This is a genomic window from Nocardia sp. Tas62D01, assembly GCF_055232035.1.
In genome coordinates, this window is record NZ_JBUYUZ010000001.1 from 4,080,774 (window position 1) to 4,100,469 (window position 19,696).

Genomic DNA, 19,696 nt, shown 5'->3' on the forward strand with positions numbered 1-19,696 from the left:
GCCGGGGGTGAGCCGGTAGTCGGGCTCGCATCGCCCCGAAGCGTCTGTTCGCGGCCTCCTAGCGGTGGTGGTAACCGTCGGTGGCTGTCGCTACGCTCGGCTGGTGTACGGCGGCAGGAGGTCCGCTGCGGTGCAACACTTTTCGAGGGGAACCATGAATGAGCAGTAACCCGCTGATTCGGCGTGCCGTTGTCACGGCCGTGATCGCGATCGGCACGGCCACCGGCGCCACGGGCGTCGCGCACGCCGACCCGTTCGCATCACTGTTGTGTCAGAGCGGATCTGCCGCACTGTGCCGCCCCCACGACCCGCGCTTCGGGCCGCCCGCTCCCAGTACCCAAGAGGGCCGGCCGCCCTACCCGTTCGGCGGCTGACCAGCTAGCGGCGGGCGGGAGGTCCGGGTGACGGCGAGGACCACACCGATCGCGGCCAGGGTCGCTGCGCCGAGGATGACCAGACCCGCAGGCAGGCCGAGGATCTCGACATTCTTGGTGCGGTAGATCACTTCGCGGTAGTCCTCGTCGGTCGCAGCGGCGGCAAAGGTGAAGTCGGTGCTGATCGCGGTGGGGTTTCCGATGCTGATCGACAGCGCGGTCAGGTAGTCGCGGCCGTTGCCGGCGGACTGTTTCAGGTCCGCGTCGCCGATATCGCTGATCCGCCCGGCGAAGTCGACGCTGCTGGTCTGGTGGTCGGCGTCGGCGTCCGTGCGTTGGACGCGATGGTCGCTCAGTACGTAAAGCCGCACGGACTGAGCGTATTTCGCGGCGCTGGACATGCGCATGGGGTAGACGAAGCGGTCGGAATCGAAGGTCAGCCGGACCGGATCGAGTGTCCCGTTCAGCGGCTCGGCGCTGGTGAGGCGCATCGCCACGAACGACCAGCCCTCGCGCAGGTAGGGCTCCAGGGTGGCGGTGACTTCGGGACGCATTTCGTATCCGTTGTCGCTCAACCATTTTCGGATACCATCCAGGCCGCCGCCGGACAGGGTGGTGGCCTCGAGCGGTCCCAGTTGAACCTGGCCGAGCACCGTGGGACCGCCGGGGGTGGCCGCCGATCCGGCTGATGCCCCGTCCGACCATGCCCCGGAGCCGAACCACCGATGGTCGGTGACGACCGCGGGTGCGGTCAGCCGCCGCAACTCGGTGAAGGTCGAAGACGAACCTGCGGCGACCGTGGCCGGGGTGGGTGTCGGCACGATCAACGCCGCGGTGCCGGAGCCGGATTGCATGGCCAACTGCATCAGGATGGTCTCGCGGCGTCCGTCCCAATCCGCAAGCGCTACCTCGTTGTTCACCGTCGCGGTCTCGTTACGCACGTTGACCACGCCGCCGCACGCGCACGCGTACGCCGGTGTGACCACACCGATTCCGCCGGTGGCGAGCAGCGTCGCCGCAACGGTGGCAACCCGAACGGTAAAGGCGAAACGCATGGCCACGAGCCTAGTGCGAACCGCGGCGGCGCTGCGGGACCGACAACCGCCGTGTCCCGGTGCTACGGATCTGCATCGGACCGGCCAGGTGCTCGATGGCATCATCGCGTCGGCTGGCGGGCAGGTGCCAAAACAGTAGGGTAGTGCCCATGGCTCTCGACAGTGGTACCGGAACAATGTCCAACCCAGACGGTGTTGTGACGGCGCCGATCGCCAAGGCCGTGCCCACTGAGCGGGTACATCACGGCGACACCTTCATCGACCAGTACGAGTGGCTGCGAGACAAGAAGAACCCCGAGGTCATCGCGTACTTGGAGGCGGAAAACGCCTACACCGAGGCGCAGACCGCGCACCTGCGTCCGCTGCAAGAGAAGATCTTCGAAGAGATCAAGGCGCGTACCCAGGAGACCGACCTTTCGGTACCCACCCGGCGGGGGGAGCACTGGTATTACTCGCGCAGCTTCGAGGGCAAGCAGTACGGCGTGCACTGTCGCTGTCCCATCGACGCCGATGCCGCGGGGATCGACGCCTGGACGCCGCCGCAGCTGGAAGTGGGCACCGAGATCCCGGGCGAGCAGATCCTGCTCGACAGTAACGAGGTGGCCGAGGGCCACGACTTCTTCGCGCTCGGTGCGTTCTCGCTGAGCCACGACGGCAATCTGCTGGCCTATTCGGTGGACACAGTCGGTGACGAGCGGTATGTGCTGCGGTTCAAGGATCTGCGCACCGGTGAGCTGCTCGCCGACGAGATCGCCGGGGCCGCGCCCGGCGCGACCTGGTCGCTGGACGGGACGCACGTTTTCTATCAGACCGTCGACGAATCGTGGCGGCCCGACACCGTCTGGCGGCACCGGCTCGGCACCGGCGTCGATGCCGACGTGCGGGTATTCCACGAGCCGGACGAGCGCTACTGGGTGGGCATCGAGGCGACCCGCTCGGAGAAGTACCTGATGATCTGGGTCGGCTCCAAGATCACCACCGAGGGCTTGGTCCTCGAATCCGATAATCCCGAGGGCGAATTCCGGGTCATCCTGCCGCGCCGCGAGGGCGTCGAATACTCCGCCGAGCATGCGGTGGTCGGCGGCGAGGACCGCTTCCTGATCCTGCACAACGACGTCGTGGACGGGGTCAAGGCGGAGAACTTCGTGCTCGCCGACGCCCCGGTCGCCGATCCATCGAATATGACGATCCTGATCGGGCACCGCGACGACGTGCGGCTCGAGGACATCGACTGCTTCGCCGAGCATCTGGTGTTGAGCTATCGGCGCGAAGCGCTGACCCGGGTGGCCGTCTGGCCGCTGACCGAGTCCGGCTACGGCGAGCGGCGCGAACTCGAATTCGATCTGGAACTGTTCGCCGTTGCCTCGGCCGCCAATCCGGAATGGGAGCAGCCGACGCTGCGTATCACGCTGACCTCGTTCATCACGCCGCTGCAGGTGTTCGACTATGTGCCCGCCACGGGTGAGTTGCTGCTGCGCAAGGAGCAGCCGGTACTCGGTGGTTACGACCCGAACGACTATGAGCAGCACCGGGATTGGGCAGTGGCGGCGGACGGCACCCGAATCCCGATCTCACTGGTGTGGAAGAAGGACGCCGACCCGGCTGCGCCGAAACCGTTGCTGCTTTATGGATACGGCTCCTACGAGATCAGCATCGACCCGTCCTTCTCGGTCTCGCGCCTGTCGATGCTCGACCGCGGCATGGTCTTTGCGGTCGCCCACGCTCGCGGTGGCGGTGAGATGGGTCGGCTCTGGTACGAGAACGGGAAGACGCTCACCAAGAAGAACACCTTCACCGATTTCGTCTCCTGTGCGAGGCATCTCATCGATACCGGCGTCACGTCGGCCGACGTGCTCGTCGCCGACGGCGGCAGCGCGGGCGGTCTGCTGATGGGTGCGGTGGCGAACCAGGCGCCCGAGCTGTTCGCCGGCATTCTGGCGAACGTTCCGTTCGTCGATCCGCTCACCTCGATCCTCGATCCGTCCCTGCCGCTCACCGTCATTGAGTGGGACGAGTGGGGTAATCCGTTGGCGGACAAGGACGTCTATGACTACATGCGCTCCTACGCGCCATACGAGAACGTCGACGCCAAGGACTACCCGGCCATCCTGGCCATCACCAGCCTCAACGACACCAGGGTGCTGTACGTGGAACCCGCCAAATGGGTTGCCGCACTGCGCGCCACCAAGACCGGCGATGCGCCGCTGCTGCTCAAGACCGAGATGACCGCGGGCCACGGCGGCGTCAGCGGGCGCTATGAGAAGTGGAAGGAAGTGGCGTTCGAGTACGCCTGGGTCCTCGACACCGTCGGCTTGGCCGACGCATAACTCACCGAAGGTGTTAAGGAGTCGGGTCCCCCGATCGACAAGAGCTTGACGGGGAGTTCTTCGCCAGGTCATCGGGGCTGCACGCCCAGTACATCTACCCCGGGCATCGTGAATTCATGAACGCTGAGTTGATCGTGTCGGTTTCCGGAATCCGGGACACCACTCGGGACGCGGCAATCGAATTCGCGGCGGAGATGGATCTTCGTGGCGTGCCGCTGTCGCTGTTGGTGGCGCCGCGGCTGCGGGGGAAGTACCGCTTGGTCGACGATCCGGCGACCCAATCCTGGCTGCGTGGTCGCCGCGCGCGTGGCGATGCCATCGTGCTGCACGGCTACGACCAGGCGGCGACCAAACGTCGTCGCGCCGAGTTCGCGACGCTGCCTCGACACGAGGCGCGGCTGCGGCTCACCGCCGCGGACCGGGTGATGGAGCAGGTGGAACTGCGTACCCGGCTCTTCGCCGCGCCGCGCTGGGATGCCTCGGCGGGTGCCATCGAGGCGCTGCCGGAGGTCGGCTTCCGGCTGGCGCTCAGCCTCACCTCGATCCTCGATCTGGAACGCAATGTGGCGCAGAAGGCCCGCGTGTACGGCATCGGCGAGGGCTTCCGAGCCGAACCGTGGTGGTGTCGCGCCATGGTGATGGGCGCCGGTCGCACCGCCCGCCGCGGCGGGGTGCTGCGGCTCGCGGTTTCGGCGGCTCAGCTGGGCCGCTCCGGCCCGCGCCAAGCCCTGCTCGACGCGGTCGACCTCGCGCTTTTCCACGGCGCTGCCTGCGGTGTGTACCGGTGGGAATCGTTCACCGCAGCCCAGGCGGCGTGAGCGACACAGCCGTGTGAGTGGTGTGGTCGGCACCGCCACGCGAGGCGCCGCCGCCCGCAAATGGCGTGACCGGGCGGCGGCGCGCGGCGGCACCCTATTCGGCGCCAGCTCTATTCGGCGACGATTTCGCCTTGGCGGGCTTCACCTTCTCGCTCGGAACGGCCGCGGTCGCGCTGTGGGTGAAGCCGCCCGCCTCTTCCTTGGTGAGTGACGACGTCAGCGGATGCTTTACCAGCTGGTTCATGCCGCGGATGACATCCGACAGCAGCATCTCGGCCATATCGATGGTGAACCCGTGTCGAATGAGGGCGCGCATGATGGTTTCGTTCTCGCGGTCGGCCGGCAGCGGGTAGGCGGCGATCAGCCAGCCGCGGGTGCGCAGCCGATCCGACAGGTCGTAGAGATTGAAGCCTTGGTCCTGTTCGTCCTTCAGCCGCCAGGATACGGCCGCGATGCCGTGTTGCGGGTTACCCGCGTGGATCATTTCGAACGGACCGAGCTCGCGCAGACCGGCGGCCAAATGCTTTGCGACGCGATAGATCTGGGACTGCACCCGGGTGTATCCGGCGCGGCCGAGCCGAATGAATTCGTAGTACTGGGTGATCACCTGCCCGCCGGGGCGGGAGAAGTTGAGGTTGAAGGTGGCCATGCTGCCGCCGAGGTAGTCCACATTGAAGATCAGTTCCTGCGGCAGGTCGGCGGCCTCGCGCCAGATCGCCCAGCCGGAGCCGAGCGGGGCCAGGCCGGTCTTGTGGCCGGAGGCGTTGATCGACTTCACCCGGGACAGCCGGAAATCCCAGATCAGGTCCGGCGCGGTGAACGGCGCGAGGAAGCCGCCGCTGGCGGCGTCCACGTGGATGGGGATGTTCAGACCACTGACCTCTTGCAGCTGGTCGAGGGCCTTGCTGATGCCCTCGACGTTCTCGTACAGTCCGGTGTAGGTCTGGCCGAAGGTCGGCACCACCATGAAGGTGTTCTCGTCGCAGTAGGCGGCCACGTCGTCCGGGTGCATGGTCAACCGGTCCCCGCGCAGCGGGATCTGCCGGATCTCGACATCGAAGTAGCGGGCGAACTTCTCCCAGCACACCTGCACCGGACCGCAGACGAAGTTCGGTGTCCCGGTGCCGCCGCGCTGGCGCCAGCGGAACTTGGCGGCCAGGCCGCCGAGCATCGCGGCCTCGCTGGATCCGGTGGTGGAGGTGCCCAGCGTGCGTGCCGGGTCGGGGGAGTGCCACAGGTCGGCGACCATGCGCACGCAGCGGCGCTCGAGTTCGGCGGTCTGCGGGTATTCATCCTTGTCGACGATGTTCTTGTCCATGGATTCGGCCATCAACCTGCGTGCCTGGTCGTCCACCCAGGTGGTGCAGAAGGTTGCCAGGTTCATCCGCGAGACGCCGTCGAGCATCAACTCGTCGTGCACGATTTCGTAGGCGACTTGCGCAAACAGCTCCCGTATCGGGAACCCGGATTTCGGCGCGGTCCGGCTCAGGCCGGGCAGCGTGAACAGGTCGTCGGCATCTGGGGTGTCGGGCATCGAAAAGTCCTCCCGAGTATCGGCTCGCTTGATGTTTGCCATGCGGTGGATCACAGTATCTGCGATTCGAAACTGGCTGCGGTACCTGCATATTCATCGAAACAATATGGATGCTAACCATTTACTATTCACACCCTGGACTATCAGCATGTCATAGGGCAGGCGATGTCTGATACTAGATCGAGCATCGGTTCCGGCCGTATCGCGGACTGCCTTCCCGATACCGCGAAGGTCGATCCGAACCAATTCGGGTGCACCGCGGTAGACGAAGGCGCCTATCGGATCGGCGTGCCATGCAGTCGTCCTTCGCCGAGACGACCGGCTGCTCAGTGTGCTGAGGTTCGCGACACAGACCGCTCGGTCCGGTGAATTAGCCTCTCGGTCCTCCCGGTTCGTGTCAGAGTGCAGTAGCGGCAAGGTAGCGGGCCGCTTCTGGAGTGTGCGGGATCGGATCGAACCGAAACGGGCAGCAGGGAGCGGCGATGACGACGAAGGCGGCGGCGAAGGCGACCGCGTACATCTCCTGGATGACGCTGGCCCCTGATGACCACCAGCTCGGTGGCCGGCCTGCGGCCCGCGCCGACGATGACGGTGTAGCTGCTGAGCTACCCGAAGGTCATCGCGGACACGCTCGTCCGCGATGGTGGGCAGGTATGTCGCAGGATATGAAGTTCGACAACACAACCAAGTGAGGCGCTGGCATGACTTCCGACGAACCTGATATCGCCGAGCTGCGCGAGCGCGTCGCGGCCCTGATGGCGCAGGCGAAAACAGATCTCACCCAGCTGGTTTCGTTCAAGTCGGTGGCCGACGCCCGGCAGTTCCCGCCGGAGGAATGTCACCGGACCGCGCAGTGGGTGGCCGACGCGTTCGCCGCGGCCGGGCTGACCAGGGTGGGCCTGCACGAAACCCCCGACGGCAGTCGGGCGGTCATCGCCTCGCGGCCTGCGCCCACGGGTGCGTCGAAGGTTTTGCTGTACTGCCACTACGATGTTCAGCCGCCGCTGGACGCTGCGGCCTGGCGTACCCCGGTCTGGGAGTTGACCGAGAAGGACGGGCGCTGGTACGGGCGCGGCAGTGCCGACTGCAAGGGCAATATCGTCATGCACCTGACCGCGCTGCGGGCGCTCGGTCCCGACGTGCCGCTCGGAATCACGCTGGTGGCAGAGGGTTCCGAGGAACAGGGCACCGGCGGGCTCGAGCGGTTCGTCGAGGCCAACCCGGAGCTGTTGCGCGCGGACGCGATCGTGGTCGCCGACTGCGGAAATTTCGCCGTCGGCGTGCCCACCTTCACGGAAACTCTGCGCGGCACCGTGAATGTCGTCATCACGGTCGAAACCCTGTCCGGGCCGGTGCATTCCGGCATGTTCGGCGGTCCGGCTCCGGACGCGCTTGCCGCGCTGATCCATGTGCTCGCCACCCTGCGAGATGAACACGGCAACACCACCGTGTCCGGCCTGCCGAGCGGCCAGAAGTGGCCGGGCGCGCAGTATCCGGAGGAGCAGTTCCGCGCCGACGCCGGTGTGCTCGGCGGCGTCGAGCTGACCGGGGACGGCACCGTCGCCGACATGCTCTGGGCGCGACCGGCTTTGACGGTGCTCGGCATCGACGCGCCACCGGTGGTCGGCTCGTCCGCCTCCATCCAGCCCTCGGCGCGGGCCCGGCTCAACCTGCGTATCCCGCCGGGCACCGATCCGAATCAGGCATTGCAAGCGCTCACCGAGCACTTACAGGCCAACACGCCGTGGCAGGCGACGCTGACCGTGGACACCGAGGCCACCGGCTCGGCGTTCAAATCCGGCAGCGGCGGACCGGCCCGCGTCGCGATGGAGGCGGCGCTTGCCGCCTCCTACGGTCGACCGGCGACCACGCAGGGGCAGGGCGGGTCGATCCCGCTGTGCAATGTCTTCGCCGACACCTACCCCGACGCCGAGATCATGCTGCTCGGCGTCGAGGAACCGAAATGCCTGATCCACGCCCCCAACGAGAGCGTGGACCCCAGCGAGATCGAGCACATGGCGCTGGCCGAAGCCCTGTTCCTGACCACGTATTCCGGGCGGGCCTGAGGGCTACAGGTCAGCCGAGTCCTCGGGATCGATCACCTTGAAATTTGTTCCGGACGGGGCCATTTCGGCGAACCGGCCGAAGTAGATGCCCTGTGCCGCGGTGGCGATGATGCCGTAGTGGATGGGGAAGGCGGTGCGCGGACCGACCGCGCGCAGGTAGTCGACCGCCTCACTGATCCGCATCCACGGGGCCACGGCCGGTAGCGCGAGCACGCCGACCGGCACCGGCGGCACCCACAGCGAGTCGCCGGGGTGGACCAGCTGCGCGGGGTCGTCCGGGGTGCCGAGCTGGAACACGGTGTTGTCGATCACCGGGATTTCCGGGTGGATCACCGCATGCCTGCCGCCGCCACCGGTGATCTGCAGGTCACCGAGGGCAAGGACATTTCCCGCGTGCACCGCCTGCCACGGTTCACCGCGCTGCAGCGCGGTCTGCGGGTCGGCGAGCAGCCGCGCGCCGGGATTGGCCTCGATCAGCGCCTCGATGCGGCGCGGGTCGATGTGATCGGGGTGCTGGTGGGTGACTGCGATGGCGTCCAGACCGGTGATGCCTTCGAAGCCGTGCGAGAAGTTACCCGGATCGAACAGGACCTTCTTGCCGAGCAGCTCGACGAGGATGCATGAATGGCCGAAGTGGGCTATGCGCATGCTGCCATGCTATTGGCAGCATGCCGATTTTGACCCGACCCCGCAGCTAGCACGGACAGCCGGGACAACTACGCTGCTCAGGTAACCCCAATACCACCTGAGGAGCAACGCGTGGCACGAGTCGTGGTCGAGGTGATGCCGAAGGCCGAGATCCTGGATCCGCAGGGGCAGGCAATCGCCGGCGCGCTGCCGCGTCTGGGATTCGCTGGAGTCTCGGATGTGCGGCAGGGCAAGCGATTCGAACTCGACATCGACGACAGTGTCAGCGATGCGGAGCTCGAACAGATCGCCGAGGCGCTGCTGGCCAACACCGTGATCGAGGAATGGAAGGTCGTTCGCGTCTCATGACGGCGCGCATCGGGGTCATCACCTTTCCCGGCACGCTCGACGACGTCGACGCCGCCCGCGCGGTGCGGCTGGCCGGCGCCGAGGCGGTCAGCCTGTGGCATGCCGACGCTGACCTGAAGCAGGTCGACGCGGTTGTCGTGCCCGGCGGTTTCTCCTACGGTGACTACCTGCGCGCCGGCGCCATCGCCCGGTTCGCGCCGGTGATGGGCGAGGTCGTCCGCGCCGCGAGCCAGGGCCTGCCGGTGCTCGGTATCTGCAACGGCTTCCAGGTGCTCTGCGAGGCCGGCCTGCTGCCCGGCGCGCTGACCCGCAACGAGGGCCTGCACTTCATCTGCCGCGACGAATGGCTGCGCGTGGAGTCGGCGGATACCGCATGGACCTCGCGGTACGAGCCCGGCGCCCAGATCCTGGTCCCGCTGAAGTCCGGCGAGGGCCGGTTCCAGGCCTCGACCGCCGTGCTCGACGAGCTGGAGGGCGAGGGCCGGGTGGTGTTCCGTTACGCGGGCGCCAACCCGAACGGCTCGCAGCGCGGTATCGCGGGTATCGCCTCGGCCAACGGTCGCGTAGTCGGCCTGATGCCGCACCCCGAGCACGCCACCGAACCGCTGACCGGCCCGAGCGACGATGGCCTCGGCCTGTTCCTCTCGGTGCTGGACACCCTGGTCTCTGCGTAGTTGGCTCGCGTCCGAGCGTCCGAGCGTCCGAGCGTCCGAGCGTCCGAGCGTCCGAGCGTCCGAGCGTCCGAGCGTCCGAGCGTCCGAGCGTCCGAGCGTCCGAGCGTCCGAGCGTCCGAGCGTCCGAGCGTCCGAGCGTCCGAGCGTCCGAGCGTCCGAGACTCGCGACTGCGTCGCATGCGCTTCGGCCACTCGGCTGGATCGAATTGGTCGCGACTTCGCGCGGACGCGAGCCGGCCGCGAACGGTGCTCGTAAGACCCGCGCGTGGTGGTCGGGTCGAACGATGCGGTCGATGATCTCGAACTCGACGCCTTCCGCACGCGCGATGTAGCACGGTTGGATAGCCTGGTTCCCACCTCGTCGGCCACCTCCCTAGGCGCCCGCCCGCCGTCGATATTCGTGGTATGAATTTCGCGCCCGAGAATTCCTGCGGCGTCGTTGATTTCGTCCACCGCGAGGGATATTGCCGCGTCACTGGAGGGCGCCACGATACCGCCGGGACCCTGCATCGGAACGATGTTCAGGACCTCGGCGGTCCCGTCTGGGCTCTCGCCGAACGCCGGCATTCGGTACTCTTCTTCTCGTTCGTTCTCGTTCGAGCGAAATTCATGGCAGGCAGGAAATAGTGACGACCATGGTAGGCGGATATTCCACGCTGCATGGTGCGCTGCGTGCCGCGGAACGTCGTTGGCTTGGTCACCTCGATGACGCACTGTGCGCCCGGCAACTCTCCGCCGATCAATGGTCGATGCTGTCGAATCTCTCCGATGAGACCGGCATCACCATGAGCGAATTAGCGACCAGGTCACAGTTGGCGCCGTCGTCGGCGACCAGGCACGCCGACTTCCTCGCCGAACGTGGCCTGATCTTCCGACTGGCCGCCGAGGACGATCGGCGCCGAATTTTGATCGGGCTGAGCAGGCTCGGAGTCGATTTGGTCGAGTCGGTGCGTGCTGAGGAGGTGCGCGCGGAGCAGCAACTGCGGGCCCGGATGGGTGCGCGCCGTTACGCCGAGCTGATGCGATTACTCGAACTCGTTTCCGCGACTTAGTGTCCGATCGGCTCGGCGTTTCATCGACCTGGTGTTTCGGTGATGCGACGTTTTCGACGAATTGATGCAAATGTAAATCATGGGATGTAATCGTCCGATGAATTCCTCGTACGTCCGGTTGCCGCGTGACGAGTGAGCGGAATACCGTTCCTTCGGTTGTGTTTCCGAACAGAATTAGTTCGGGCCGATCGAAGCGGTTGTGTCGAACCCGGATGCGGTACACGTGGGAGTCGTCAACCATGTGATGCCGCGGCTGCCTACCCGTGCCGAAGTACTGGCGAACCGCTACCGGATCGGTCATCGGCGAGCCGAGCGCGGCCGAGTCGTAGGCCGGTTCGCTCGCGCGCTGCTGGGTGCGTCGCGGGGTCTGCCTAGGATCGCAGGCATGCCCGTTTCCAGTACCGCCGCCACGGCCGCCGGGTTGTGCGCGTTCATCGACGAGTCGCCCTCGCCGTTCCACGTGTGCCGGACGGCCGCCCGAGAATTGGAGGCCAACGGCTTCACCCGGCTGCCGGAATCGCAGCCGTGGCCCTCGGACGGGCCGAGTCGCCACTACGTGGTGCGCGGCGGCTCGCTGGTTGCCTGGGCGACCGCCGACTCGTCCGGGACTACGCCGTTCCGGGTCGTCGGTGCGCACACCGACAGCCCGAACCTGCGCGTCAAGCAGCACCCGGACCTGGCCGTAGCGGGCTGGCAGTTGGTCGGGCTGGAACCCTATGGCGGCGCCTGGCTGAATTCCTGGTTGGACCGGGAGCTCGGCATCTCCGGCCGTTTGAGCGTGCGCGACGGAAATGTGTTGCACGACAGTCTAGTTCGTATCGACGAGCCGATCCTGCGGGTGCCGCAACTGGCGATCCACCTGTCCGAGGATCGTCGCGGTGTCACGCTGGATCCGCAGCGGCACGTCAACGCGATCTGGGGTCTCGGCGCGCAACCGCGTTCGTTCCTCGAGTTCGTCGCCGAGCACGCGGAGGTCGATCCCGGCCAGGTGCTCGGCTGGGAGCTGATGACCCACGACCTGGCGCCGAGCCGATTGGTCGGGCGTGACCGCGATCTGGTGAGCGCGCCGCGGCTGGACAACCAGGGCACCTGCTACGCGGGGTTGCGCGCGTTCCTCGCGGCGATCGACGAACCGGGCGACGCCATTGCGGTGCTTGCGATGTTCGACCACGAGGAGGTCGGCAGCCAGTCCGATCGTGGCGCCCAGTCGGATCTACTGCCGGCGGTGCTCGAGCGCATCGTGCTGTCCCGCGGTGGCGGTCGGGCCGAGTATTTGGCCGCGCTGGCCGGATCCGTGTGCGCCTCAGGTGATATGGCGCACGCGACGCACCCCAACTATCCGGACCGGCACGAGCCGGCGCACCGGATCGAGGTGAACGGCGGCCCGGTGCTCAAGGTCAACCAGAACCTGCGCTACGCCACCGATGCCGCGGGCGCCGGCGCGTTCGCGCTGGCCTGTGCCCAGGCGGAGGTGCCGCTGCAGCGCTATGTGCACCGCGCCGATCTGCCCTGCGGTTCCACCATCGGCCCGATGACAGCGGCCCGCACCGGCATGTCCACCGTCGATGTCGGCGCCGCCCAGCTGGCCATGCACTCGGCCCGCGAAATCATGGGTGCGGCAGACGTTTCGGCCTACGCCGCGGCGCTGGCGGCGTTCCTCACCCCGGCCACGACCGGGCGGTAGGTGGCCACGGCCACCACGAACACCCCGAGGGTGGCGAAAACGTAGCTGCTGCCGATGATCTGCTGCCACCAGGCCCAGCCGAGCTCGCGGTCTTGCTGGTGTGGCAGCAGCCACTGCGGGCCGATCAGGAACAGCACGGTGAAGGCCGCGACGGTGCCGATGAACCAGCGGCCGCGCCTGCCGCGCGCGATCGCGTCGGCGGCCATCACCAGGGCGGGCGCGATCCACACCCAGTGATGCGACCAGGAGACCGGCGAGACCAGCAGGATCGCCGCCGCGTTGACCATCAGCGCGGCCACCTGTGCGCCGGCCTCGATGAGCCTGCGCATCCAGAACGCCGCGAGTGCGATCGCCACCAACGAGAGCGTGATCCAGATCAGGGTCGCAGCAGAGTCTGCGACACCGAGCCGGAAGGCCATGCCCTTGATCGACTGATTGCCCGCGTAATACGGCGGGCCGATGCGGCCGGTGTCGGCCAGCGTGTGGAACCAGTATTCGGCCGAATCGCCGGGGAAGAGCAGGAATCCGAGCCCGACCGCCGCGATCGCGGACACCACCACGGTGCCCGCCGCCTTCCAGTCCTTGCGCAGCAGGAAATACAGCAGGTACCCGCCCGGGATCAGCTTCACCGACACCGCGATGCCGATCAGCATGCCGCGCGGCCAGAATGGTTTGCGGACAAGACAATCCATGGTGATCGCGGCCATCAGCACCAGATTGATCTGTCCGAATCCGAAGGTCTGCCGAATCGGCTCCAGTGTCTGCGCCAGCGCGACCGCGATGATGACCAGCGTGAGTATGGCAAGTCGGTCCAGTTCGGGCCGCAGCCGCGACAACACCAGCCACAGCGTGATGCCAAGGCTCGCTACCGATGTGGCGAGCACCAGCACCTCGGCGATCAGCAGCGGCAGCAGTGCGAGCGGCGCGAAGAACAGGGCGGCCAGCGGGGGATAGGTGAACGGCAGCCCAATCCCCATCACCGGCGGCATCGGGCCGTACAACTCGCCATTGTCCAGCCAGACCCGGGCACCGTTGCGGTAGACCTGCAGATCGATGTAGCCGCTCCACCACCTCGCCAGTAGCGAGACGAGGACCGAGACGACGAACAGGCCGATGGCGCCGATGAGCCAGCGCACCTGCCGGTTCGACATCGCCGAAAGCGGCGACACGATGTCGGAGGTTGCGGAATCCGAGCGCACGTTCTCCGAAGTGGCGGGCTGCTCAGCCTGATCCGCAACCCCCGATCGATCGTTCACCGCCAAAGCGTAGCGGTTGCGTTGGCGCACTTTGGGTGCCGGCCTGAGCCACTTGCCGGGACTTACACCATGTTCTGCGTCACATTCCGGACCGGGAAATCGTCGCCGCGGCGGGCGAGTATCGGCACTCGAAACCGGCGATCCGGGCTGCCGGTCGATGCGGCCCGCTGCCCACCGAGGGCCACGGCTAAACTTTGGAGCGAATCCCCAGCTTCGCGCTCCCGGCCCGAAAGGACCCTGGTACTCCGTGACTCCGCAGGTCGACACCGTCAGCGCAGCCGCAGCAACTCCCGACACTGCGCAGCCGTATAAGGAACTAGGTCTCAAGGACGACGAGTACGCGCGGATCAAGGAGATCCTCGGCCGCAGGCCGACCGACGCCGAACTGGCTATGTACTCGGTGATGTGGAGCGAGCACTGCTCCTACAAGTCCTCCAAGGTGCATCTGCGCTACTTCGGCGAAACCACCACCGACGAGATGCGGGCCTCCATGCTCGCGGGCATCGGTGAGAACGCGGGCGTCGTCGATGTCGGCGACGGCTGGGCGGTCACCTTCAAGGTGGAGAGCCACAACCATCCCTCCTACGTCGAGCCGTATCAGGGCGCGGCCACCGGTGTCGGCGGCATCGTGCGCGACATCATGGCGATGGGCGCGCGACCGATCGCGGTGATGGATCAGCTGCGCTTCGGTGCGGCGGACGCGGCCGATACCCGCCGCGTTGTCGACGGTGTGGTGCGCGGCGTCGGCGGCTACGGCAACTCACTCGGCCTGCCGAATATCGGCGGCGAGACCGTGTTCGACGCGTCCTACCAAGGCAATCCGCTGGTGAACGCGCTGTGCGCGGGCGTGATGCGAGTCGAGGACCTGCACCTGGCCTTCGCCTCCGGCGCCGGCAACAAGATCATCCTGTTCGGTGCGCGCACCGGGCTCGACGGCATCGGCGGCGTCTCGGTGCTCGCCTCGGACACCTTCTCCGGCGACGAGTCCGGCACCGGCCGCAAGAAGCTGCCGAGCGTGCAGGTCGGCGACCCGTTCACCGAGAAGGTGCTCATCGAGTGCTGTCTCGAGCTGTACGCGGCCAAGCTGGTGGTCGGCATCCAGGACCTCGGCGGCGCCGGATTGTCCTGCGCCACTTCGGAACTGGCCGCGGCCGGTGACGGCGGCATGCACATCGACCTGACCAAGGTGCCGCTGCGCGCCACCGGCATGACCCCGGCCGAGGTGCTCTCCAGCGAATCGCAGGAGCGCATGTGCGCGGTCGTCACGCCGGAGAACGTGGACGCGTTCATGGCCGTCTGTCACAAGTGGGACGTGCTGGCCACGGTGATCGGTGAGGTCACCGACGGCGACCGGCTGGTGATCAGCTGGCACGGCGAGACCGTTGTCGACGTGCCGCCGCGCACCGTCGCCCACCAGGGCCCGGTGTACGAGCGTCCAGTGCAGCGCCCCGACGAGCAGGACGAGCTCATCGCCGACAGCACCGACAGGCTCACCCGCCCGAAGACCCCCGACGAGCTGCGCGAAACCCTGCTGCAGATGCTTGCCAGCCCGCAGCTGTGCAGCCGCAAGTGGATCACCGAGCAGTACGACCGCTACGTGCGCGGCAACACCGTGCTCGCCGAGCATGCCGACGCGGGCGTCATCAGGATCGACGAGCAGACCGGCCGCGGCATCGCGCTGGCCACCGATGCGTCGGGTCGCTACACCAAGCTGGACCCCTACACCGGCGCCCAGCTCGCGCTGGCCGAGGCCTACCGCAATGTGGCCACCACCGGCGCGACGCCGAAGGCCGTCACCAACTGCCTGAACTTCGGTTCCCCCGAAGACCCTGGCGTGATGTGGCAGTTCCAGCAGGCCGTTCGCGGTCTCGCGGATGGCTGTGTGGCCCTCGGCATTCCGGTGACCGGCGGCAACGTCAGCTTCTACAACCAGACCGGCCAGGACGCCATCCTGCCGACCCCGGTGGTCGGCGTGCTCGGCGTCATCGACGACGTGCACCGGCGCATCCCGACCGGCCTCGGCCTGGAGCCCGGCGAGACGCTGATCCTGCTCGGCGACACCCACGACGAGTTCGGCGGGTCCATCTGGTCGCAGGTCGTGCACGAGCACCTGGGTGGCGTGCCACCCAGGGTCGATTTCGCCCGCGAGCAGCTGCTCGCCGAGGTGCTGACCGCCGGCTCGCGCGACGGCATGATCAGCGCCGCGCACGATCTGTCCGAGGGCGGCCTGATCCAGGCCGTGGTCGAGGCCGCGCTTGCCGGTGAAACCGGTTGCCGCATCCTGCTTCCCGAGGACGCCGATTCGTTCGTGATGCTGTTCTCCGAGTCGGCCGGCCGCGTGCTCGTCGCGGTGCCGCGCTCGGAGGAGACTCGGTTCACCAAGATGTGCACCGCCCGCGATCTGCCGTGGGTGCGCATCGGTGTGGTCGACCAGGGCGCCGATTCGGTCGAGGTGCAGGGCCAATTCTCCATCCCCATGGACGAATTGCGCGCCGCACACGAGGGCACGCTGCCGAAGCTGTTCGGGGCCAGCGCGATTTGATCGGGGCTGGGGCTGGAGCGGTCTTAGCACGTCTACGCGATGGCGTCGGCCGGATTGTCGGCGCCGTCGAGCGGTTCGGCTGGGCGGCGATCGCACAGCCGCCGGATTGGTCGGCCGAACTGTCGGACCGAATCCGGGTTTACCTGGAGCAGTCGGCCGTGCGCGAGCGCGCGCTGAAATTAGGAACGCGACACCCGAGCGGACCCGGACCCCTCGTGTGCCGGGCCCGCCCAGGTGCGCGTCGTCAGGCGACGGACTTGAACGGATCGTGCTCCGCGATCAGCTTTTCCATCCGTGCCTCGTCGATGCGGCTGCGTACGGTAGCGGTTTCCTGCTGGTCGCGCACCACCTTCGCCAGCGTGAAGGTGCTCGTCACCAGGAACAGGACGGCCATCGCGAGGAAGCCGCGCTGCCAGATGTCCAGTGGGAGATAGAAGATGCCGACGCCCGCCCCGAAAAAGCTGACGCCGAACGCGATGGCGGCCTGCGCGACGAAGGCCGAGGTGGTTTTCGGCTGTGCGTTGGGTGTGCTCATGGATAAAAGTCTGCTGGCCCGGCGGCGCGCGCAACCGCGTACAACTACTCGAGCGAATTGGGTAGTTGCCGTACCAGCGGAATCGCTTGGTTAGCTGGGCAATTGGTAGATCCCAACCATCCACACCAACCCAACCACCACGGAGCGAGTCTTACGAGCGACGTTCGCGGCCGGCTCGCGTCCGAGCGGCCGAAGCGCACGCGACGCAGTCGCCAGTCTCGGCTGCTCGGACGCGAGCCTTCGGGGCCGCGAACACGCAGCGCCGCAGGCGCTGCAAATCAGACACCGCCATACTGTTCGGGTGATGATCGCTACGGACCCGCCGACGCCACCCATGACCGACCTCCGCACCGTGCAGTCAAGCTGAGCCGACCGTGCTCGAGACCGCGACGACCCTGACGAAGCTGCGTGCCCGCGGCGTCGTCGTGGTGCGGCGTGCCGAGGACATCATCGACCTGAATTATGTCGGGCTGGTCGTCGCGACGGTGTTCTTCGCGCTGTCGGTGACGCCGTCGCTGGTGCCACGTGACTGGCTGTTCCAGGGCCTGATCAGTGGCATCAATGCCGCGCTCGGCTACGGCCTCGGCTGTGTGCTGGAATGGCTGTTGCGCCTGTGGGTTCGGCCGCGGCTGAAGTTTCCGGCGCCGCCGACCTGGGTGCGCTACACGGTGAAATCCGCCGTTTTACTGACCAGCGCGTTGAGCGCGGCCTTCATGCTGGTGCAGTCGGCGCGCTGGCAGCGTGAGATCACCGCGCTGATGGGGATGACGGGTACGACCACTCCGGCGTATCTGCGCACCGGGCTGCTCAGCGTGGCCGTGGGTGCGGCGGTGGTCGCGGTGTATCGGACGCTGCGCGAGATCATTCTGTTCCTGGCCCGCCAGCTCAATCGCTGGGTGCGGGTGCCGCGCGAGCTGGCGCCGACGGCCGGTTTCCTGGTGCTCGTGGTGTTGATCGTGACCATGTTCAACGGTGTGGCCTCACGCGCGTTCTTCGCGGTGGCCAACTCGGCGTTCAGCGTGCAGAACGACCACACCTCGCCGAATGCGGCACAGCCGACGCAGCCCGAACGCTCGGGCAGCCCTGCGTCGCTGGCGAAATGGGACTCGCTTGGTTTCGAGGGACGGTGGTTCGTCTCGCACGCGCCGTCGGCCGGTCAGATCGCCGCCGTCACCGGTAAACCGGCCCGCGAGCCCATCCGGGCGTATGTGGGCCTGGAATCGGCGGTCAGTCCCCAGACGCCCGCGGAGCTCGCGGTCGCCGAACTCGAACGCACCGGTGCGTTCGACCGGAAGGCGCTCGTGGTGGTCACCACCACCGGCACCGGGTGGGTGAATTCGATGGCGGCCGGTGCGATCGAGTACATGTACGGCGGCGATACCGCGGTCGTGGCGACGCAGTATTCGTATCTGCCCAGCGTGCTGTCGTTCCTCGCGGACCGCAGCAAGGCCGCGACGGCTGGTAGGCAGCTGTTCGACGCGGTCTACGAGCATTGGTCGGCCCGCCCGCCGGATGTTCGGCCGAAGTTGCTGGTGTACGGCGAGAGCCTGGGCTCGCAGGGCTCGGAGGCGGCCTTCGACGGGCTGGCCGATCTGCGATCGAAGGTGGACGGCGCGCTGTGGGTCGGCCCGCCGAACTCGAATCGACTGTGGGAACAGTTCGTTTCGCGGCGCGACCCGGGCTCCCGGGAGGTGCAGCCGGTGTACGCGGACGGGCTCGTGGTCCGCTTCGCCTCCGACAGTGCGGATCTCGCACGGCCATCGTCCGAATGGCGCGCCCCGCGCATCGCCTATTTGCAGCACGCTTCCGACCCGATCGTCTGGTGGTCGACGGATCTGATTTTCTCGCAACCGGATTGGCTGTCGGAGCCGCGCGGCTCGGATGTGTCCTCGCAGATGCGCTGGTGGCCGTTCGTCACGTTCTGGCAGGTGGCCGCCGATCTCACCAACGCGCAGGGCGTGTCCGACGGTCACGGACACCGCTACGGCAGTTTGGTGGTGGACGGCTGGGCGGCGGTCGCCGCGCCGCCGGATTGGACCGCGGAACAGTCCGACAAGATCCGGGTGCAGATCGAGGCCGCGGAGGACTACGAGCGGGAGATCAAGTGACCGGGGGTATCCCGAGAATCGTTGCTGCCGTTGCAGCCCCGCTGCTGTGGAGCAATGTGGTGCTGCCACGGCTGCGGCTCGGCATGCGCGGTCGCACGGCCGCCAATGCCGGATTCGCGACAAGTTACGCCGCCGCGTTCGGCGGTCGGCCGAACTGGTGGTCCGGGCGCCGCCTGCGTGTCGGGCTCGTAGCGGCGAGCGTTGTCACCGCTGGTTATGGTGCGGCCCTTGCCATTCCGGCCGTGCGGAGCACGCTTGCCGCGGTTGCCGATCGCAGCCCGGAGGTGTCGCCCGCCGAATGGATCGCCGTGCACATCCCGATCGGCACCGTGTACAGCGAGGAGCTGATCTTCCGGGCCACCCTGGATCCACTGCTGGACAACGCTTTCGGTCCACGTTCCGGTGGACTGCTCGGCGCGGCGACCTTCGGACTGTGGCACATCCAGTCCGCTCGCGCCGCGGGCGATAGCGTGCCTGCTTCGATCGCCGCCACTGCGGTAGGCGGTCTCGTATTCGGATGGTTGCGTCGCCGCGCCGACAGCAGCACCGCCCCAGCCCTCTTGCATCTGGCCATTAATTGTGGCGGCGTGATCGTCTCTACCTTGTCGCGAAAGATCTCGGCTACATCGTGCTCGGCAATACCGGGCAACCCGCTGCGCCGCGCGTTTCAGTAAC

At 67.2% G+C, this 19,696-nt stretch carries 17 protein-coding genes and 1 pseudogene; 12 read left to right on the forward strand and 6 right to left on the reverse strand.

Annotation, left to right across the window (positions count from 1 at the left end; genetic code table 11):
• Positions 1-158 precede the first annotated feature (158 nt).
• Positions 159-374 carry a hypothetical protein gene (locus ACV7NQ_RS19875; RefSeq protein WP_463361030.1) on the forward strand — a complete coding sequence of 72 codons (216 nt, stop codon included), beginning with the start codon at positions 159-161 and terminating at the stop codon, positions 372-374.
• On the opposite strand, the gene ACV7NQ_RS19880 is transcribed toward ACV7NQ_RS19875, so the two are convergent.
• Positions 356-1,429 carry a DUF2330 domain-containing protein gene (locus ACV7NQ_RS19880; protein WP_463361031.1) on the reverse strand — a complete coding sequence of 358 codons (1,074 nt, stop codon included), beginning with the start codon at positions 1,427-1,429 and terminating at the stop codon, positions 356-358. The genes ACV7NQ_RS19875 and ACV7NQ_RS19880 overlap by 19 nt on opposite strands.
• 149 nt (positions 1,430-1,578) lie before the next feature.
• Between ACV7NQ_RS19880 and ACV7NQ_RS19885 the strand changes: the two genes are divergently transcribed.
• A complete protein-coding gene (locus ACV7NQ_RS19885; protein ID WP_463361032.1) occupies positions 1,579-3,756 on the forward strand; it encodes a S9 family peptidase in 2,178 nt (725 codons plus the stop codon).
• Positions 3,757-3,872: 116 nt separating this feature from the next.
• The gene (locus ACV7NQ_RS19890; protein ID WP_463361033.1) at positions 3,873-4,574 is read left to right on the forward strand and encodes a DUF2334 domain-containing protein; all 702 of its coding nucleotides are present in this window, start codon (positions 3,873-3,875) and stop codon (positions 4,572-4,574) included.
• A 94-nt stretch (positions 4,575-4,668) separates the two neighbouring features.
• Here ACV7NQ_RS19890 and ACV7NQ_RS19895 read toward each other — a convergent pair whose 3' ends face one another.
• Entirely contained in the window at positions 4,669-6,108 is a 1,440-nt protein-coding gene (locus ACV7NQ_RS19895) for a glutamate decarboxylase (RefSeq protein WP_463361034.1), read from the reverse strand.
• 482 nt (positions 6,109-6,590) lie between these two features.
• Here ACV7NQ_RS19895 and ACV7NQ_RS19900 point away from each other — a divergent pair, with 482 nt between their 5' ends.
• Together ACV7NQ_RS19900 and ACV7NQ_RS19905 are read left to right on the forward strand one after the other, a co-directional pair.
• The gene (locus ACV7NQ_RS19900) at positions 6,591-6,800 is read left to right on the forward strand and encodes a hypothetical protein (protein ID WP_463361035.1); all 210 of its coding nucleotides are present in this window, start codon (positions 6,591-6,593) and stop codon (positions 6,798-6,800) included.
• Positions 6,801-6,809: 9 nt separating this feature from the next.
• Positions 6,810-8,174: a M20/M25/M40 family metallo-hydrolase gene (locus tag ACV7NQ_RS19905; RefSeq protein ID WP_463361036.1), complete on the forward strand. Its 1,365-nt coding sequence runs from the start codon at positions 6,810-6,812 to the stop codon at positions 8,172-8,174.
• Positions 8,175-8,177: 3 nt separating this feature from the next.
• On the opposite strand, the gene ACV7NQ_RS19910 is transcribed toward ACV7NQ_RS19905, so the two are convergent.
• On the reverse strand, positions 8,178-8,822 hold the full coding sequence (locus tag ACV7NQ_RS19910; RefSeq protein ID WP_463361037.1) for an MBL fold metallo-hydrolase: 645 nt from the start codon (positions 8,820-8,822) through the stop codon (positions 8,178-8,180).
• 111 nt (positions 8,823-8,933) lie between these two features.
• On the opposite strand from ACV7NQ_RS19910, the gene purS reads away from it, so the two are divergent.
• Together purS and purQ are read left to right on the forward strand one after the other, a co-directional pair.
• Entirely contained in the window at positions 8,934-9,170 is a 237-nt protein-coding gene (gene purS, locus ACV7NQ_RS19915) for a phosphoribosylformylglycinamidine synthase subunit PurS (protein ID WP_227998287.1), read from the forward strand.
• Positions 9,167-9,844: a phosphoribosylformylglycinamidine synthase subunit PurQ gene (gene purQ / locus ACV7NQ_RS19920; RefSeq protein ID WP_463361038.1), complete on the forward strand. Its 678-nt coding sequence runs from the start codon at positions 9,167-9,169 to the stop codon at positions 9,842-9,844. The genes purS and purQ overlap by 4 nt, the downstream gene beginning before the upstream one ends.
• Positions 9,845-10,264: 420 nt before the next feature.
• On the opposite strand, the pseudogene ACV7NQ_RS19925 reads toward purQ, so the two are convergent.
• Positions 10,265-10,411: pseudogene (locus ACV7NQ_RS19925) on the reverse strand (regulator); the annotation flags it as partial.
• Positions 10,412-10,479: 68 nt separating this feature from the next.
• On the opposite strand from ACV7NQ_RS19925, the gene ACV7NQ_RS19930 reads away from it, so the two are divergent.
• Together ACV7NQ_RS19930 and ACV7NQ_RS19935 are read left to right on the forward strand one after the other, a co-directional pair.
• A complete protein-coding gene (locus tag ACV7NQ_RS19930) occupies positions 10,480-10,896 on the forward strand; it encodes a MarR family winged helix-turn-helix transcriptional regulator (protein WP_463365751.1) in 417 nt (138 codons plus the stop codon).
• A gap of 385 nt (positions 10,897-11,281) precedes the next feature.
• Complete coding sequence (locus tag ACV7NQ_RS19935) at positions 11,282-12,580, forward strand: M18 family aminopeptidase (RefSeq protein WP_463361039.1); 1,299 nt, start codon at positions 11,282-11,284, stop codon at positions 12,578-12,580.
• On the opposite strand, the gene ACV7NQ_RS19940 is transcribed toward ACV7NQ_RS19935, so the two are convergent.
• The gene (locus ACV7NQ_RS19940; RefSeq protein ID WP_463361040.1) at positions 12,529-13,836 is read right to left on the reverse strand and encodes a glycosyltransferase 87 family protein; all 1,308 of its coding nucleotides are present in this window, start codon (positions 13,834-13,836) and stop codon (positions 12,529-12,531) included. The two genes, ACV7NQ_RS19935 and ACV7NQ_RS19940, sit on opposite strands and share 52 nt — an antisense overlap.
• 247 nt (positions 13,837-14,083) lie before the next feature.
• On the opposite strand from ACV7NQ_RS19940, the gene purL reads away from it, so the two are divergent.
• Positions 14,084-16,378, forward strand: a complete 2,295-nt coding sequence (purL, locus tag ACV7NQ_RS19945) for a phosphoribosylformylglycinamidine synthase subunit PurL (protein WP_463361041.1) — start codon at positions 14,084-14,086, stop codon at positions 16,376-16,378.
• A 244-nt stretch (positions 16,379-16,622) separates the two neighbouring features.
• Here the strand turns inward: purL and ACV7NQ_RS19950 are convergent, their stop codons facing one another.
• Complete coding sequence (locus tag ACV7NQ_RS19950) at positions 16,623-16,913, reverse strand: YiaA/YiaB family inner membrane protein (RefSeq protein ID WP_463361042.1); 291 nt, start codon at positions 16,911-16,913, stop codon at positions 16,623-16,625.
• Between the two features lie 374 nt (positions 16,914-17,287).
• On the opposite strand from ACV7NQ_RS19950, the gene ACV7NQ_RS19955 reads away from it, so the two are divergent.
• Both ACV7NQ_RS19955 and ACV7NQ_RS19960 read left to right on the forward strand, forming a co-directional pair.
• Positions 17,288-19,021, forward strand: a complete 1,734-nt coding sequence (locus ACV7NQ_RS19955; RefSeq protein WP_463361043.1) for an alpha/beta hydrolase — start codon at positions 17,288-17,290, stop codon at positions 19,019-19,021.
• Positions 19,018-19,695, forward strand: coding sequence for a lysostaphin resistance A-like protein (locus tag ACV7NQ_RS19960; protein WP_463361044.1), 678 nt, complete (start codon positions 19,018-19,020; stop codon positions 19,693-19,695). Before ACV7NQ_RS19955 ends, ACV7NQ_RS19960 begins: the two co-directional genes overlap by 4 nt.
• The last annotated feature ends 1 nt before the right edge of the window (position 19,696 follow it).

Coding starts and splice junctions, on each gene's coding strand:
- ACV7NQ_RS19880 (WP_463361031.1), bottom strand. CDS start 1,429: ATGCGTTTCGCCTTTACCGTTCGGGTTGCCACCGTTGCGGCGACGCTG.
- ACV7NQ_RS19910 (WP_463361037.1), bottom strand. CDS start 8,822: ATGCGCATAGCCCACTTCGGCCATTCATGCATCCTCGTCGAGCTGCTC.
- ACV7NQ_RS19930 (WP_463365751.1), top strand. CDS start 10,480: ATGGTAGGCGGATATTCCACGCTGCATGGTGCGCTGCGTGCCGCGGAA.
- ACV7NQ_RS19935 (WP_463361039.1), top strand. CDS start 11,282: ATGCCCGTTTCCAGTACCGCCGCCACGGCCGCCGGGTTGTGCGCGTTC.
- ACV7NQ_RS19895 (WP_463361034.1), bottom strand. CDS start 6,108: ATGCCCGACACCCCAGATGCCGACGACCTGTTCACGCTGCCCGGCCTG.
- ACV7NQ_RS19885 (WP_463361032.1), top strand. CDS start 1,579: ATGGCTCTCGACAGTGGTACCGGAACAATGTCCAACCCAGACGGTGTT.
- ACV7NQ_RS19905 (WP_463361036.1), top strand. CDS start 6,810: ATGACTTCCGACGAACCTGATATCGCCGAGCTGCGCGAGCGCGTCGCG.
- ACV7NQ_RS19890 (WP_463361033.1), top strand. CDS start 3,873: ATGAACGCTGAGTTGATCGTGTCGGTTTCCGGAATCCGGGACACCACT.
- purQ (WP_463361038.1), top strand. CDS start 9,167: ATGACGGCGCGCATCGGGGTCATCACCTTTCCCGGCACGCTCGACGAC.
- ACV7NQ_RS19875 (WP_463361030.1), top strand. CDS start 159: ATGAGCAGTAACCCGCTGATTCGGCGTGCCGTTGTCACGGCCGTGATC.
- ACV7NQ_RS19900 (WP_463361035.1), top strand. CDS start 6,591: ATGACGACGAAGGCGGCGGCGAAGGCGACCGCGTACATCTCCTGGATG.
- ACV7NQ_RS19950 (WP_463361042.1), bottom strand. CDS start 16,913: ATGAGCACACCCAACGCACAGCCGAAAACCACCTCGGCCTTCGTCGCG.